Consider the following 14,965-nt stretch of genomic DNA (forward strand, 5'->3'; position numbering starts at 1 on the left):
GTCCGGTCGGTCATGGTCAGCTCCCCGCCGTGGTCGCGAGCCGGTCGGCGGCGGCGCGCACGTCACCGCGCAGGTGCGTGGGCACGCGGTCGCCGAACCGCTGGAGGTAGGCGGCGACGGTCTCGTCGTCGTCGCGCAGGAACGGGAAGTCGGTCGGCACCATGTGCCGGATCGCCAGCAGCGGCACCGGGCTGGTCAGCGGCCGGAAGGCCGGGTTCCACAGGCCGGCCTTCTGCGGCGGGCCGGGGTGGAACTCGCCCAGCATCAGCCCCATCCGCGTGTACTCCGCCTTGAGCAGCTGCTGGGTCCGGTCCACCACGTCGAACTCGACGAGGTCCGGGAACAGCACCAGGATCGTCTTGAACTGCGCGCCCGGACCGGTGCGCGGTTCCAGCTCGGTGAACCAGTCGCGGTAGTGCAGCAGCAGCGCGGCCAGCTCGTCGGTGCTCTCCGGGGTGCCGGGGCGCACCGACAGGTAGAACAGCCCGCGCTGCAACGACGTGTCGGTGAACGGGCACACCGCGCCCCGCCTGCCGAGGTCGGGGTGCGGGCCGCCCAGGTACTCGTCGGCCCACGCGAGGACGGTGCGCAGCGGCAGTTCGTGCGCCGCGACCTCCTCGGGCAGCCGGGTGCCCGCGAAGTCGGCCGGTTCCACCAGGTGGTGGGCCTGGCCGGTCGGGTGGACCAGCATCACTTCACCTTCCTCCCGCCCCGCGACCGGGTGCCGCGGGAGCGGGTGACGAGCCCGGCGAGGGTGGCGCCGGCGAGCGTTGCGGTGGCGCCCAGGGCCGTGCCGAGCAGGCGGTCCTGCCGGCGGGCGCGGGCGAGGGCGTCGCCGTAGGGCGTCGTGGTGTGCGCGATGAGCGTGTAGAGCGGCACCCACCGGTCCGGGAACAGCCGGTGCAGCGCCAGGTCGAGCTTCTTGCGCACCAGGAACAGCGGCGAGCGCAGCCGGTCCCGCAGCTCCACGAAGTTCCGCTTGGACAGCTCGGCCAGCACGTCGGTGTGCGGCCTGCGGGCGGCCTCGAACTCGGCGAGGGCGCGCGGCAGGTCGTGCGGGTGGGCGGCCAGGCAGCGGTCGAGGGTCGAGCAGTCCTCGAACGCGGCGTTCATGCCCTGCCCGAAGAACGGGTACACCGCGTGCGCGGCGTCGCCGATCAGCACGGTCCCGCGCCCCTCGTCGGTGGCGACGTGCCACGGGGAGGTGCGCACGGTGACCAGGCTCGCGGCCTCGTGGTCGAGGAACTGCGCCACCACGTCCGGGATCAGGGTGAGCGTGTCGGGGAAGCGGCGGGCGAAGAAGTCCCGCACCCGGTCCGGCTCGGTGAGCCCGGCGAACCCGTGCTCGCCGTCGAACGGCAGGAACACCGTCGCGGTGAGCGAGCCGTCCGCGTTGGGGTGCGCCACGATCAGCCCGTCGTCGCCGGGCCACACGTGCAGCGCGCGCAGCTCGGTGCGGGGCCGGCCGTCGTCGCCGACCGGGATCAGCAGCTCCTTGTAGCCCCACTCCAGGAACTCCTGGTGCAGGTCCACCCGCCGCCCCCGGCCGAGGTGGGTGCGCACGGCGGAGAACGCGCCGTCCGCGCCGACCACCAGGTCCGCGGTGTGCGTCTCCTCGCCGTCCGGGCCGAGCGCGGTGACCGCGGGCCGGGCCCGGTCCACGGCGGTGACCCGGTGCCCCCACCGGAACTCGACGCCCCGGCGCTCGGCCTCGTCGACCAGCGCCACGTTGAGGTCGTGCCGCAGCACGGAGTGCAGGATCTGGTCCTCGGCCAACCCGTAGGGCTGGAACCGCAGCCCGTCGGGCAGGTGCACGACCCGGCCGCGCATGGGCACGGTCAGCGGCGCCAACCGGTCGAGCAGACCGATCTCGCGCAGCGCGACGATGCCGCGCTGCGACAGCCCGAGGTTGATCGAGCGGCCCTCCTCGCGCACGCCCGGCGCGCGCGGGTCGCCGCGCCGTTCCAGCACCCGCACGAGGTAGCCGCGCCGGGCCAGGTAGACGGCCGTGAGCGACCCCGCCAGGCCCGCGCCGACGACCAGCGCGTGCCGGCTCACGCGAGGTCCTCGTCGGCCAGGGTGCCCAGCAGCCGGTCGATCTCGGCGTCGGACAGCTCGTCGAGCTGGTCGATCAGCGGCACGGGACCGCGCGCCGCCGTGCCGCGGGTCAGCCCGGCGCACAGCTCGGCGATGGTCGGCGCGGCGAACAGCGCGGCCAGCGGCAGGTCCGCGCCCAGCGCGGCGCGGACCCGGGCCAGCATCTGGGTCGCGGTCAGCGAGTGGCCGCCCAGGGCGAAGAAGTTGTCGTGCACGCCCAGCGGCGAGTCGGCCGGCATGGACAGCACGTCCCGCCAGATCCGCGCCATGCGCCGCTCGGTGTCGTCGCGCGGCTCGACGCGCTCGACGTCCTCGGTCGTCCACACCGGGGCGGGCAGCGCGTCCCGGTCGATCTTGCCGGTGCCGGTGCGGGGCAGCTCGGGCAGCACGACGATCGACGCCGGGAGCATGTACTCCGGCAGCCCCGCCGCCAGGTGCGGTCGCAGCCGGCGGCGCAGCTCGTCGTCCGCGACGTCCCCCGCGGGCACCGCGTAGGCGACGAGCCGCACGTCGGCCGCGTGCGCGGACCACGCCACGACGACGGCCTGCGCCACGTCCGGGTGGGCGCGCAGCACGGCCTCGACCTCGCCGGGCTCGATCCGGTAGCCGCGGACCTTGAGCTGCCGGTCGGCGCGGCCCAGGAACTCCAGCGAGCCGTCGGCGTGCCGCCGGACCAGGTCGCCGGAGGCGTACAGGCGCCCGCCGGGGGTGTCGCCGAACGGGTCGGGCCGGAACCGGTCGGCGGTCGTCCCGGGCATGCCGTGGTAGCCGCGTGCCACGCCCGCGCCGCCGATGTGCAGCTCGCCGATCACGCCGGGCGGCACCGGGCGCAGCAGCGGGTCGAGCACGTGCAGCGAGGTGCCGCGCACCGCCGGGCCGAGCCGCACCGGGTCCGGCGCGCGCGCCACGACGCCGGCCGCCGAGTACACCGTGGTCTCGGTGGGGCCGTAGCCGTCGATCAGCACCGCGCCGCCGCGCTGGAGGTCGTCGGCGAGGTCGCGGGTCATCGCCTCGCCGCCGCTGATCGCCAGCCGCACGCACGCGGGCACGCCGCCCGCCGCGACGACCATCCGCCAGCTCGCCGGACCGCCCTGCACGACGGTGGCGCGGGTCGCCGCGATCCGCTCGCGCAGCAGCGCGCCGTCGGCCACGTCGTCGGCGGGCACCACGACCAGCGTCGCACCGGTGACCAGCGGCGCGAGCATCTCCACCGTGGACACGTCGAACGCGGGCGTGGTGATGGACGCGAGCCGGTCGTCCGGCCCGAGGCCGGTCAGCTCCACCATGGCGCGCAGCAGCGCGGCCAAACCGCCCTGGGTGCACCGAACGCCCTTGGGGGTGCCGGTGGAGCCCGAGGTGTGGATGACGTAGGCCAGGCTGCCGGGGTGCTGCGGCACGGCGTCCGGGGCGGTGCCGGGCTGCCCGGCCAGGTCGGCGGTGTCCAGGTCGACCTCGGTCCACGGCCCGTCGAGCGGCCCGGTGACCTCGCGGGCCGCGCCGTCGGTGACCAGCACGGGCACGTCGGAGCCGGCGGCCATGGCGGTGAGCCGCGCCGCGGGCCACGTCGGGTCCAGCGGCAGGTAGCCCGCGCCGGCCTTCCACGCGGCCAGGATGCCGGTGACCACGGCCGCGCCGCGGTCCAGGCACAGCGCCACCGGCCGGTCCGGTCCCGCGCCGGCCGCGAGGAGCACGTGGGCCAGGCGGTTCGCGGCGCGGTCCAGCTCCCCGCGGGTCAGCTCGCCCTCGACCGCGACCCCGTCCGGGTCCTCGGCCAGCGCGGTGAGCACCAGCTCGGCGGCGGTCCCGGCGGGCACCGGGGCGGCCCGCTCGCCGTGGTCGCGGTCGGTGAGCACCAGTTCGGCGACCCGGTCGCCGGGGGAGGCGTGCACGGCGGCGGCGAACACCGCGTGCAGGGCCTCGACCGACGCGGGGTCGAACAGCTCGGTGTCGTACTGCCAGCGCGCGGACCACCGGTCACCGGCCCGTTCGACGGTCAGCGACAGGTCGAACTTCGCGCCGCCGTTGGCGACGGCCTCCGGGCGGAACGTCACGGGCCCCGCCTCCCGCGCGGGCGGCACCGGCTCGACCGCGAACATCACCTGCACGAGCGGGGAGCGCGCCAGGGTGCGCTCCGGCGCGACGAGGTCCACCAGCTGCTCGAACGGCAGGTCCTGGTGCGCCAGCGCGGCCACGGTCGCGGCCTCGGCCGCCGCGACGACCTCGCCGAACGTCGTGCCGGGCGTGAAGGTCGCGCGCAGCGGGACGGTGTTCGCGACGAACCCGACCAGCCCCTCGGTCTCCGGCCGCGTGCGGGCCGCGACGGGCGTGGCGACCAGGAAGTCGGCCTGCCCGGTCACCCGGTGCAGCACGCACTGGAAGACCGCGAGCAGCCGCGCGAACGACCCGTCGGCGACGGCCAGGTCACCGCGCAGCTCCGCGCCGCGCCCCGTCGGCACCGCCGGCCGCGGGTGGTCGGCGGGCAGCGACAGCACGGTCGGCACGCCGTCCAGCGCGCGCCGCCAGTGCTCGGCGTCGGCGGCGAACGCGCCCCCGTCGGCCTGCTCGCGCTGCCACACCGCGTAGTCCGGGTACTGCACGGGCAGCTCGGGCAGGTCGGCGGGCGCGCCGCCCACCTCGGCCGCGTACAGCGCCGCCAGCTCGTCGAACAGCACCGCGCACGACCAGCCGTCGGCGATCGCGTGGTGCAGCACGAGCACCAGCACGTCGCCGTTGAGCAAGGTCGCCCGCAGCAGCGGCCCGTCGTGCAGCGCGAACGGCCGGCCGACCTCCGCGCGCACCGCGGCGTCCACGTCGGGCGCGTCGGCCAGGTGCAGCCGCACGGGCGACGTCGCCGACACGACCTGCACCGGCACGCCGTCGTCCACGGCGAACCGGGTCCGCAGCGCCTCGTGCCGCGCGACCAGGGCGTCCAGGGCGGCGCGCAGCGCGGCGACGTCCAGCGGGCCGTCGACGCCGACCCGCCAGCCGATGTTGTAGACGGGGCTGCCGGGCAGCAGCTGGTCGACCAGCCACAGCCTGCGCTGCCCCGACGACGCGGGGAACAGGAAGACCTCGTCCGCCCGACCCTCCGGTACCACTGCGCTCACCGCGGTTCCTCCCCCTTGTCCGGCCAACCACGTCTGTCCACCGCCACGACCCGGAACTCCGCGGTGTGCCGCGCGCCGTGCGCGTCGGTCAACCACAGCTGGTCCGGACCGGGCAGCATCTCGCCCACGCCCATCGGGGCGCCGGGCTTCTCGCGGTCCAGCGCGCGCACCGCGTGCGCGAACAGCTCGACCGACGGCCGGCTCTCCAGGTCCACGTAGAACGGTTTGTGCTCCACCGGGCTCTTGACGAACACGAACCTCGGCATCCCGTGCTCGCGGCGCCACGCCTGCGCGCGCAGGAAGCGGGTCCCCTCGTCGGCGGCGAAGGCGAACGCGGACCTCCCGGCGGGTAATCGCCAGCCCTCGCGGGCGACGACGAGCCGGTCGACGCTCACCCGGGGCGTGTGCCCGCCCGCCGGCAGCAGCCGGAAGTGCTGCACCAGCTGCGCCATGACCTGCTCGTTGAGCAGCTCGACCAGGTCGTGGTCCACCCGGCCGTCCCGGCTGCGGGCCAGCAGCCGCCCGCCGACCTCGACGACCTCGCACGCGCCCACCGGCACCGCGCCCGCCAGGCCCGGCCCGCACGCGTCGTGCCCGAACACGATCTTGAGGTCCCTCGGCAGCACGAGCGCGTCGGCCAGCCGCTGCGGCGTGCCGCCCTCCTCGCGGGTGGTGGCCAGCACGACCCGCGGCCCGCCCAGGTCCCGGGCCATCGCGGTGCGCAGCTGCTCCGGGTCGGGGTGCTGCGACACGAACAGCGCCGACCGCGCGGTGTTCACGCCGGGGTGCACCTCGCCCAGCACCCACCGGTAGTCGCCGTCCCGCACGGCCTGCGCGTCGCGCGCGGCGATCAGCACGTCCGGGCTGTGCTGCACCGCGCCCCGCCACCCCGGTCGGGGCGCGGCGAACGCGGCCAGCACGGCGTCCCGCACGTCGTCCGCGCGGTGGTGGACCTCGCGACCGCCCGCGGGCCCGCCCAGCGCCCTGGCCCAGCGCTGCTGCAACGCCCGCACGAGCCGTTCGACCAGCCGTTCGTCGAGGCGGAAGATCGTGTCGTTGGCCCACAGCCAGAAGTCCGCGAGCGGCACCCGGTCCGAGCCGGTGGCGGCCACCCGCTCCCGGTAGACCTCGCGCAGCGCCTTGCCGTAGAGCGCCGCGCCCGCGCCGGTGAACCAGCGCGCCGCCTCCAGCACCAGCGACAGCGGCGACCACAGCGTCTCCAGCAGCGCGGGGGAGAGGGTGACGTCCAGGTCGCGCCGGCACTCCTCGTGCACCACGGTCCGCCCCGCGTAGAACAGGCCGGGCCGGCGCACGGCCGCCGCGCCGGTGATGCCGGTGAACGTCTCCTGGAGCGCGGTGATCGCGTCCACCAGCCGGTCCGGGTCGCCGACGGACGCCGCGACCTCCGCCCGGCCGCGCTCGACCTCGGCCAGCGCGGCCTCGGCCGTCGCCCGCGCCGCGTCGTCCCCGATCGCCGCGACCTGCTCCCGCAGGGAGTCCTGCGGCACGAGCGCCTCCGGCGGCACCTCCAGGGTCCACGCGATCCGCTTGGCGCGGCGCAGCCGTTCGAGGGTGTCGAGGACGTCCCGCTCGGGCCTGCCGAGCCGGGCGGCGATCGCGTGCGCGCCGGTCACCCCGTCGCACGCGGCGAGCACGGCGGCGTCCGGCGGGGGCAGCCGCACCGGCCCGGTCATCGGCACGTGCACCGTGTCGCCGACGACGTCCACGAACGGCATCCGCCTCGGCACCGCCCAGGGCCGCACGGCGTCGGTGGTCAGCGCCTCGGCGAGCTGCTGCACGGCCCAGTTCTCCAGGTAGGTCGTGCGCGAGTCGACCAGCCGGGGTCCCGGGCGGGCGGTGAGCGCGGCGGGCGCGTCGTCCTCGACCCGGGCCCAGCCGACCGGGCCGAAGAACCCGATCGTGTCGTTCTTCGCGCAGTACCGCTGGAGGTAGCTGACGACGGTGTGCTCCCAGCGCCGGTAGTCGACGTTGCGCGTCGGGGGCCGGTCGCCGCCCAGGGCGCGGTGCAGCGCGTCGACGGCGGTCCGCAGCGCGCGCGGGTTCTGCCACGCCACCGCCTCGCGGAACTTCGGGTCGCCGCTGACCACGCGGAGCACGTCCGTCGCCGCCCGGCGGCCCTCCTCGAACCGGACCGCGTAGTCGGCCATCAGCGCCTCGTGGCGGGCGGCGGTCGCGGCGGCCACCGCGAGCGCGCCGTCCACCTCGGCGATGCCCGCGTGCGGCACCACGAGCTGCACCTCGGCCGCCGGTCGGGCCTCGGTCGCCACCGCCTCGACCGCCGCGTCGCCGACCACGGCCCCCGCCGGGTCGGGCACGGGCGCGGTGACGGTGACCGCGCGCACGCCGTCCAGCGCCGCCCGCGCCTCGGCGAACCGGCCCTTGCGGACCAGCCGGCCGATCCGCCGCAGGGCGGAGCGCTGCTCGCCGGTGGCCCGGTCCTCGACCTCCCGCAGGACCCGGAACGCCGTCCACCGCGCCTCGCCCAGCGCGTCCTCGGCGGCCAGCACGTCCTCCGCCGCGCGGGCCGCGTCCGGGCTCGCCACCGCCAGCAGCGGTTCGACGCCGAACCCGGTGCCGCGCAGCCCGACCCACCGCCACGCCGCCCAGTCGCCCGTGCCGCCCGGGACCACCAGGTGGTCGGGCACGTCCTCGGCGGCGGTCCGGGGCGGGGGCACCCGGTAGGCGGACCGGTCGCGGCGCGTGATGCCCGCCGCCCGCCCCGCCCCGGAAGTGGTCGCCCCGGAGGCGCCCGCCCCGGAGGCGCCCGGTGCGGGGGAGTCGGGCTGTGGGCGGTCCAGCGCCGCGTCCAGCACGGCGGCGCAGCCCGCGAGCGTGCGGGCCCGGTGCAGCTCGGCCACCGGGACCTCCACGCCGAACTCCTCGCGCACCCGGAACGCCAGCCGCACCGCCAGCAGCGAGTTGCCGCCCACCGCGAAGAAGTCGTCCTCGGCGAACACCTCGGGCACGTCCAGCAACCGCCGCCACAGCCCGGCCAGCCGGCGCTGCGCGCCGGTGGCGGGAGGGGTCCGGTCCGCGCCCCGCGCGCCCGGGGCGCGGACCAGGTTCAGGGCCGCCCGATCGACCTTGCCGCTGCGGTTCAGCGGCAGCTCGGGCAGCGGGACGTACCGGGCGGGGCACAGGTAGGCGGGCAGCCGCTCGGCGACGTGCCCGCGCACCGCGTCGACGTCGAACGCGCCCGAGGGCACGACGAACGCCACGAGGTGCCGCGCCTCCCCGTCGCCGACCGGCAGCACGGCGACCGACCCGACGGACGGGTGCTCGCGCAGGACCGCCTCGACCTCGGCGGGCTCCACCAGGAACCCGCGCACCTTGACCTGCCGGTCCGCGCGCCCCAGGAACTCCAGCACCCCGTCGGGCCGCCACCGCGCCAGGTCGCCGGTCCGGTACAGCCGCCCGCCCGGCCGCCCACCGGGCCGTTCGGCCGCGAACGGGTCGGGCACGAACTTCGCGGCGGTCAGCGCGGGCGCGGCCCAGTAGCCGCGCGCCAGCCCGTCACCGCCGGCGTACAGCTCGCCCGGGACGCCCACCGGCACCGGCCGCATCAGCTCGTCCAGCACGTACACCGAGCCGCGCTGCACCGGCGTGCCGATGGGCACGGTCGCGCCCACCTCGTCGGGCGAGGTCATCACGTGGCACGAGGTGAACGTGGTGTTCTCGGTGGGCCCGTAGCCGTTGACCACCGGCTTGCCGCCGCGTGCCGCGAGGGCCGCGCGCACCGCGTCCGGCGCGAGCACGTCGCCACCGGCCAGCAGCTGCTCGACGTCGGCGGTCAGCGCGGGGTCGAGGGCGTGGAACAGCCCGGCGGTCAGCCACAGCACGCTCACCCGGTGCTCGCGCAGCAGCGCCGCCAGCACCGCCGGCTCGACCGGGCACTCCGGCGCGGCCACCACCCGGCCGCCGGTCAGCAGCGCGCCCCAGACCTCCAGCGTGGTCAGGTCGAACGCGGTCGCCGACAGGTGCAGGAACGTCCGCCCCGGCCCGAAGCGGGCGAAGTTCGGCCGGGTCACCAGCCGCACCACGCCCAGGTGCGGCACGGCGACGCCCTTGGGGCGCCCGGTCGAGCCGGAGGTGTGGTTGACGTAGGCCACGCCCGCCGGGTGCACCGGCACGACGTCGAACGAGGCCGGTCGCGCGTCGAGGTCGACCTCGGGCAGCACCACGGCGGCCACGCCGTCCGGCAGCGGGCGCGGCCGGTCGGTGACCACCAGCGGCGCGCCGGACCCGAGCAGGGCCGCCGCGTCGCGCGCCGCCGGGTTCGCCGGGTCCAGCGGCAGGTAGGCCGCGCCGGTCTTGAGCACGGCCAGCATCGCCGTCACCAGGTCCGCGCCGCGCGGCAGCGCCAGCCCCACCGGCCGGTCCGCGACCGCGCCCCGCTCGACCAGCACGTGCGCCAGCCGGTTCGACCGCTCGTCCAGCTCGGCGTAGCTCAGCCACCGCTCGCCGTCGAACACGGCGTCCGCGTCGGGCCGCTGCCACACCTGCTCGGCGAACAGGCCCGGCACGGTCGCGTCGGCGGGCAGCTCCACGTCGGTCCCGTTCCACCGCTCCAGCAGCCGCGCCCGTTCCGCCCCGCGCGGCTCGACCAGGTCCCGCACCGGCCTGCCGGGAGCCTCGGCCATGCCCGCGAGCAGCGAGCGGACCTGCCCGAGCAGCGCGTCCGGCGCCCACGCCGGGAACCGGCCCGTGTCGTGGATCAGCTGGAAGCTCAGGCGCGGCTCGGCGAACGCGTACAGGGTCAGGGCGTAGCCGGGGGTCCGCAGGATGCGCACCCGCCTGCCGGGCGGCGACGAGGGCCGCGCGGCCAGCACGGTGTTGATCTCGCTGCGCTCGAACAGGACCAGGCTGCGCGTCAGCGGCGTCTCGTGGCCGGACGCCCGCTGGATGTCGGGCAGCGGGCACAGCTGGTGGTCGCGGGCGCGGACCGACCGCTCCCGCACGTCGCGCAGCCAGTCGGCGACCGGGGCGTCCCGGTCCACCGGCAGCCTCAGCGGCACGGTCGCCAGCAGCAGGCCCAGCATGTCCCGCGCGCCCTCGACGGTGCCGTGCCGGGCCGCCCGCGTCACGCCGAACACGGCCTCGCCGCCGCGTGCGTGCGCGGTGAGGACCAGTCCCCACGCGGCGAGCACGACCGTGTTCACGGTGACCCCGACCTCGGCGGCCAGCGCGGTCACCGCCCCGGTCTCGGCGTCGGACAGGGCGAGCGAGGCGGTGGCCATCACCGGCGTGCCGGGGCCGGCGTGCTCCAGCGGCAGCGGTCCGGGCTCCGGCGTCCCGGCCAGTTCGGCGGCCCAGAACCGCTGGTCGGCGAGGTGCCCGGGGTGGTCGGGCGCGGTCCGCGCGTCGTACCAGCGGGCGTAGTCGGCGAAGTCGGGGCGGGGCGGGAACTCCAGCGCGCCGCCCGCCAGGCGTGCCGCGTAGTCGTCGTCGACCTCGCCCAGCAACGCGGCCAGCGAGCGGCCGTCGAGGATCGCGTGGTGGAAGGTCGCGACGACCACGTCACCGGGCAGCGCGACCACGCGCAGCGGGGCCGCCGACACCGGGTCCACCCCGGCCCGGCGGTCGGCCGCGAGGAACGCGTCCAGGTCGGTCACCGAGTCGTCCACCAGCACCGGGACGTCCTCGGCCGGGCCCGCCCACTGCTCCAGGACGCCGTCGGCGCGCCAGGTGAACCGGGTGCGCAGCAGCGGGTGCCGCTCGATCGCCGCGCGCCACGCGGCGAGGTGGGCGGTGGTGTCCAGGCCGTGCGGCCAATGCTGGACGCACTGGATGACGTCCGTCCCGGCGGACGGGTCCCGCAACCCGGCCGCGATCATTCCGCTCTGCAGCGGAAGGGCGGGCGCGAGCCGCGGTACCGAATCCTCGTGCACCACTGGCCTCCCCGGAGAATATTTTCTGGCACGCGCGACCGAACCGGCCGCCGGTGATTACCGGAGACCGATTCCGCGGTCGACTTCAGGCGCCCGTCGGTGACGGGCGCGAGGTGATTGAGGGGTCGGGCGTGCCGCGTCAGCCGCGGTGCGCCGCGAGGTGCTCGCGAACGCTGCGCGGGCGCATGTCGGTCCAGACCGAGTCGATGTGGCTCAGGCACTCTTCCCTGGTCCCGCGCGTGCCTTCGGCGCGCCAACCGGGCGGGAGATCCCGATCGGCGAACCAGACCGAGTACTGCTCCTCGTCGTTGAGGACGACCAGGAATTCGCGGTAATCCGCGTTCTCGACGTTCATGGTGCGGTGATCTCCAGCCCTTGGCGGATGTGGGCGGGTTTGCCGGGACGCAACGTTACGCGGTGGTTCTCGTGAACTGGAAGCCACTGAACGGTCGAACCGGCCATTTATGACTTGGGGCGCGAACTATTTAATTTGGCTATGGAACGTCGCTGCGCGTGTCCACCCGATCACCCGTCACGATTGAAGAGTGTCGGTGGCAGAAATTCCCCGGCTCGTGGCAACGGTCAAGAACAGCGTGTATCCGTGCGCGGTGCGGCTGCGGAATCGATTTACCGCAGTTCGGCCCTGTTATCGCTAACACGGATCGGGTAAGGCCATCGCGTCGACGTTCGTCGAACCCGTTCGACGCCAAGGGCCTGGCGACGTGCGGGAGGGAACCGGGTATTGAGCGCGGCGCACTGATGCTGTTAGCGTTAACAGCAGTACGACCCGGCTGACGGAGATCCCGAGTGCCGGTGCGCGAGCACCGCCGCCGCGCCGCCCGACCACGAGACCCCGCGTCCGTTCTCCGGACGTGACCCGATCGCGTTCACCCGTGCAGCGTCGCAGGGAGCTGAGCCATGAGATCGTCACTCGTCCTCGCCACCACGGCGGTCCTGCTGGCCGGGACGGTCGTCGCCGTGCCCCCGGCCGCCGCCGCCACCGTGGACACCACCGCCTGGTACGTCCTGGTCAACCGCAACAGCGGCAAAGCGCTCGACGTCTACGACCTCGCCACGAACGACGGCGCCCGGATCTCTCAGTACGCCCGCAACGACGGGGCGTGGCAGCAGTGGCGGTTCGTCGACTCCGGCGGCGGCTACTACCGGCTGAGGTCGCGCCACAGCGGCAAGGTGCTGGACTTCCCGTCCACCGCCGACCGCACCGGCCTGGTGCAGAACGCCGACGCCGACCGCACCGGCCAGCAGTTCCGCCTCGCCGACTCCGACAACGGCCACGTGCGCCTGCTCAACCGGGCCGGCGGCAAGGCCGTCGACGTGCTCGACTTCTCCACCGCCGACGGCGCGCAGGTCATCCAGTGGCCCGACACCGGCGCCGCCAACCAGCAGTGGCAGGCGGTCAAGCTGAGCGCCGCGGGCACGTTCGCCAACCCGATCAAGCGCAACGGCCCCGACCCGTGGCTCCAGCACCACAACGGGTACTACTACCTGGCCACGACGACGTGGAACTCCACCGTCACCATGCGCCGCTCGCGCACCCTGGCCGGGTTGTCGACCGCGTCCGACCAGGTGATCTTCAACCTCACTCGCCCGAACGGGTGCTGCAACATGTGGGCGCCGGAGTTCCACCTGCTCAACGGCCGCTGGTACCTGTACTACGTGGCCGGGCAGAACGTCCAGGACTTCAACCCGACGCAGCGGCTGCACGTGCTGGAGTCGGCGGGCACCGACCCGATGGGCCCGTACAGCTTCAAGGCCGACCTGGGCAACACCTGGGAGCTCGACCCGAGCGTCCTGCAGCACAACGGGAAGCTGTACCTGTTGGGCAGCGCGACCGACGGCACCCAGTCGCTGACCATCACCCCGCTGTCGAACCCGTACACGATCAGCGGCTCACGGCGCACGATCAGCCAGCCGACGCTGTCGTGGGAGCGGCAGACCCACCCGGTCAACGAGGGTGGGGAACCGCTGTACCGCAACGGCCGCACGATGATCGTGTACTCGGCCAGCGCGTGCTGGGGACCGGACTACAAGCTGGGCCTGCTCACGCTCACCGGCACCGACCCGCTCAACCGGGCGCACTGGAGCAAGTCGCCCAACCCGGTGTTCCAGCGCAACGACGGCAACGGCGTCTACGCCCCGGGCCACAACGGCTTCTTCAAGTCGCCCGACGGCACCGAGGACTGGATCGTCTACCACGCCAACGACAGCGCCTCCGGCGGCTGCGACATGAACCGCTCGACGCGCGCCCAGAAGTTCACCTGGAACGCCGACGGCACGCCGAACTTCGGCACCCCGGTCCGCCTCGGCGCGCAGCTCCCCGTGCCGTCCGGCGAACCCGCGGCCTGACCCCGCCCCCGACCAGGTGGCCGGCGGTCCTCTCCCACCGCCGGCCACCACCCACCCCTGGAGCACCTGCCATGCTGCACCGACGCACGTTCCTGGCGGGGGGCGCGTCCGCCGTCGCCCTGTCCTCGGTCCTGCGCCACACCGCGTCCGCCGCCCCCGGCGACGCCGCCTACGTCATGGGCTACTTCACCGAGTCGCCGGACAAGCTCGCCGACCGGTACGCCCTGCACCTCGCGGTGAGCACCGACGGCCTCCACTGGATGCCGCTCAACCAGGGCAACCCGGTCGCCACCCCGACCGCGGGCACCGGCGGCCTGCGCGACCCGTTCATCATGCGCAAGCAGAACGGCGGGTTCGTCGTCCTGGCCACCGACCTCACCGGCACCGACTTCACCCGGCAGAACCAGTACGTCCACGCCTGGGACTCGGCCGACCTGCGGACGTTCACCGGCTACCGCCGCCTGAAGCTGCACTCCATGCCCACCCACACCTGGGCGCCCGAGGCGTTCTGGGACGCCTCCCGCAACCGGTACGGCATCCTCTGCTCCGCCAACAGCGGCGGCCGCGACGCGTTCTACGTCAACTACACGACCGACTTCGTCACGGTGTCGTCGCCACAGCTCTTCTTCGACCCGGGCTTCAACGTCCTCGACGCCACCGTGCACGTCGGGAACGGGATGAACTACCTGTACTACAAGAGCTTCGTCGACGGCCGCCTCTACGGCGCGCGCTCGTCCACCCTGAATCCCGGCAGCTTCACCACCTACACGGCGGGCGTCGTCACGGGCGGCATCGAGGCCCCGGTCGTGGTGAAGGCGCACGACCGCAACGAGTGGTGGCTGTGGGGCGACTCGTTCTCCCCGGTCAACGGCGAGCTGTACGCCTGGCGCTCCGGCAACATCGGCACCGATTCCTGGACGCCGCTGACCAAGGCCCGGTACACCCAGCCCCTCAACGCCAAGCACCCCACCATCTGCGGCATCACCACCACCGAGTACGACAACCTGGTCACCCGCTGGGGCGCGCCCACCTGGAACAGGATCAAGTCGTACAGCCACCCCGACCACCTGGTCCGCCACCGGAACAACGCGGCCCGCATCGACCCGTACCCGTTCGACCCGTACCAGGACTCCCAGTGGCGACTGGTCTCGGGCCTGGCGGGCACCGGTGTCTCGTTCCGCTCGGTGAACTACCCCGACCGCTACCTGAGGCACTCGAACCACGTGGTCGGCCTGGCCGCGAACGACGGCAGCGCCGGCTTCGCCGCCGACGCCACCTTCACCCAGGTCGCCGGCCTGGCGGACCCGACCTGGACCTCGTTCCGCTCGCACAACTACCCGGACCGCCACCTCCGCCACGCGAACCACCTCCTCCGCATCGACCCCGTCACCACCGCGTCGGACCGCGCCGACGCCACCTTCCAGGTCGGGTACTGACCCGACCGGGGCCGCGGGCGCGGCAGAGCGGCGGCCCGCCGCGCCCGCG

The 14,965-nt window shown here is 75.0% G+C and carries 7 protein-coding genes; 2 read left to right on the forward strand and 5 right to left on the reverse strand.

The features are described 5' to 3' along the window. Positions 1–16 precede the first annotated feature (16 nt). From ACR807_RS04105 to ACR807_RS04125, 5 genes are all read right to left on the reverse strand, one after another. A complete protein-coding gene (locus ACR807_RS04105; protein WP_438919833.1) occupies positions 17–691 on the reverse strand; it encodes a DUF6875 domain-containing protein in 675 nt (224 codons plus the stop codon). Next, positions 691–2,058, reverse strand: a complete 1,368-nt coding sequence (locus tag ACR807_RS04110) for an FAD-dependent oxidoreductase (RefSeq protein WP_438919834.1) — start codon at positions 2,056–2,058, stop codon at positions 691–693. The genes ACR807_RS04105 and ACR807_RS04110 overlap by 1 nt, the downstream gene beginning before the upstream one ends. After that, entirely contained in the window at positions 2,055–5,204 is a 3,150-nt protein-coding gene (locus ACR807_RS04115; RefSeq protein ID WP_438919835.1) for a non-ribosomal peptide synthetase, read from the reverse strand. Before ACR807_RS04115 ends, ACR807_RS04110 begins: the two co-directional genes overlap by 4 nt. After that, positions 5,201–11,113, reverse strand: a complete 5,913-nt coding sequence (locus ACR807_RS04120) for a non-ribosomal peptide synthetase (RefSeq protein WP_438919836.1) — start codon at positions 11,111–11,113, stop codon at positions 5,201–5,203. The genes ACR807_RS04115 and ACR807_RS04120 overlap by 4 nt, the downstream gene beginning before the upstream one ends. 139 nt (positions 11,114–11,252) lie before the next feature. Then, positions 11,253–11,468 carry an MbtH family protein gene (locus tag ACR807_RS04125; protein ID WP_438919837.1) on the reverse strand — a complete coding sequence of 72 codons (216 nt, stop codon included), beginning with the start codon at positions 11,466–11,468 and terminating at the stop codon, positions 11,253–11,255. Positions 11,469–12,031: 563 nt separating this feature from the next. Here ACR807_RS04125 and ACR807_RS04130 point away from each other — a divergent pair. Continuing rightward, on the forward strand, positions 12,032–13,480 hold the full coding sequence (locus ACR807_RS04130) for a family 43 glycosylhydrolase (RefSeq protein ID WP_438919838.1): 1,449 nt from the start codon (positions 12,032–12,034) through the stop codon (positions 13,478–13,480). Positions 13,481–13,551: 71 nt separating this feature from the next. Further along, a complete protein-coding gene (locus ACR807_RS04135; RefSeq protein ID WP_438919839.1) occupies positions 13,552–14,916 on the forward strand; it encodes an AbfB domain-containing protein in 1,365 nt (454 codons plus the stop codon). Positions 14,917–14,965: the final 49 nt, after the last annotated feature.

It is taken from the genome of Saccharothrix sabaoui, from assembly GCF_051756985.1.
GTDB lineage: Bacteria > Actinomycetota > Actinomycetes > Mycobacteriales > Pseudonocardiaceae > Actinosynnema.

Coding starts and splice junctions, on each gene's coding strand:
- ACR807_RS04105 (WP_438919833.1), bottom strand. CDS start 691: ATGCTGGTCCACCCGACCGGCCAGGCCCACCACCTGGTGGAACCGGCC.
- ACR807_RS04125 (WP_438919837.1), bottom strand. CDS start 11,468: ATGAACGTCGAGAACGCGGATTACCGCGAATTCCTGGTCGTCCTCAAC.
- ACR807_RS04130 (WP_438919838.1), top strand. CDS start 12,032: ATGAGATCGTCACTCGTCCTCGCCACCACGGCGGTCCTGCTGGCCGGG.
- ACR807_RS04135 (WP_438919839.1), top strand. CDS start 13,552: ATGCTGCACCGACGCACGTTCCTGGCGGGGGGCGCGTCCGCCGTCGCC.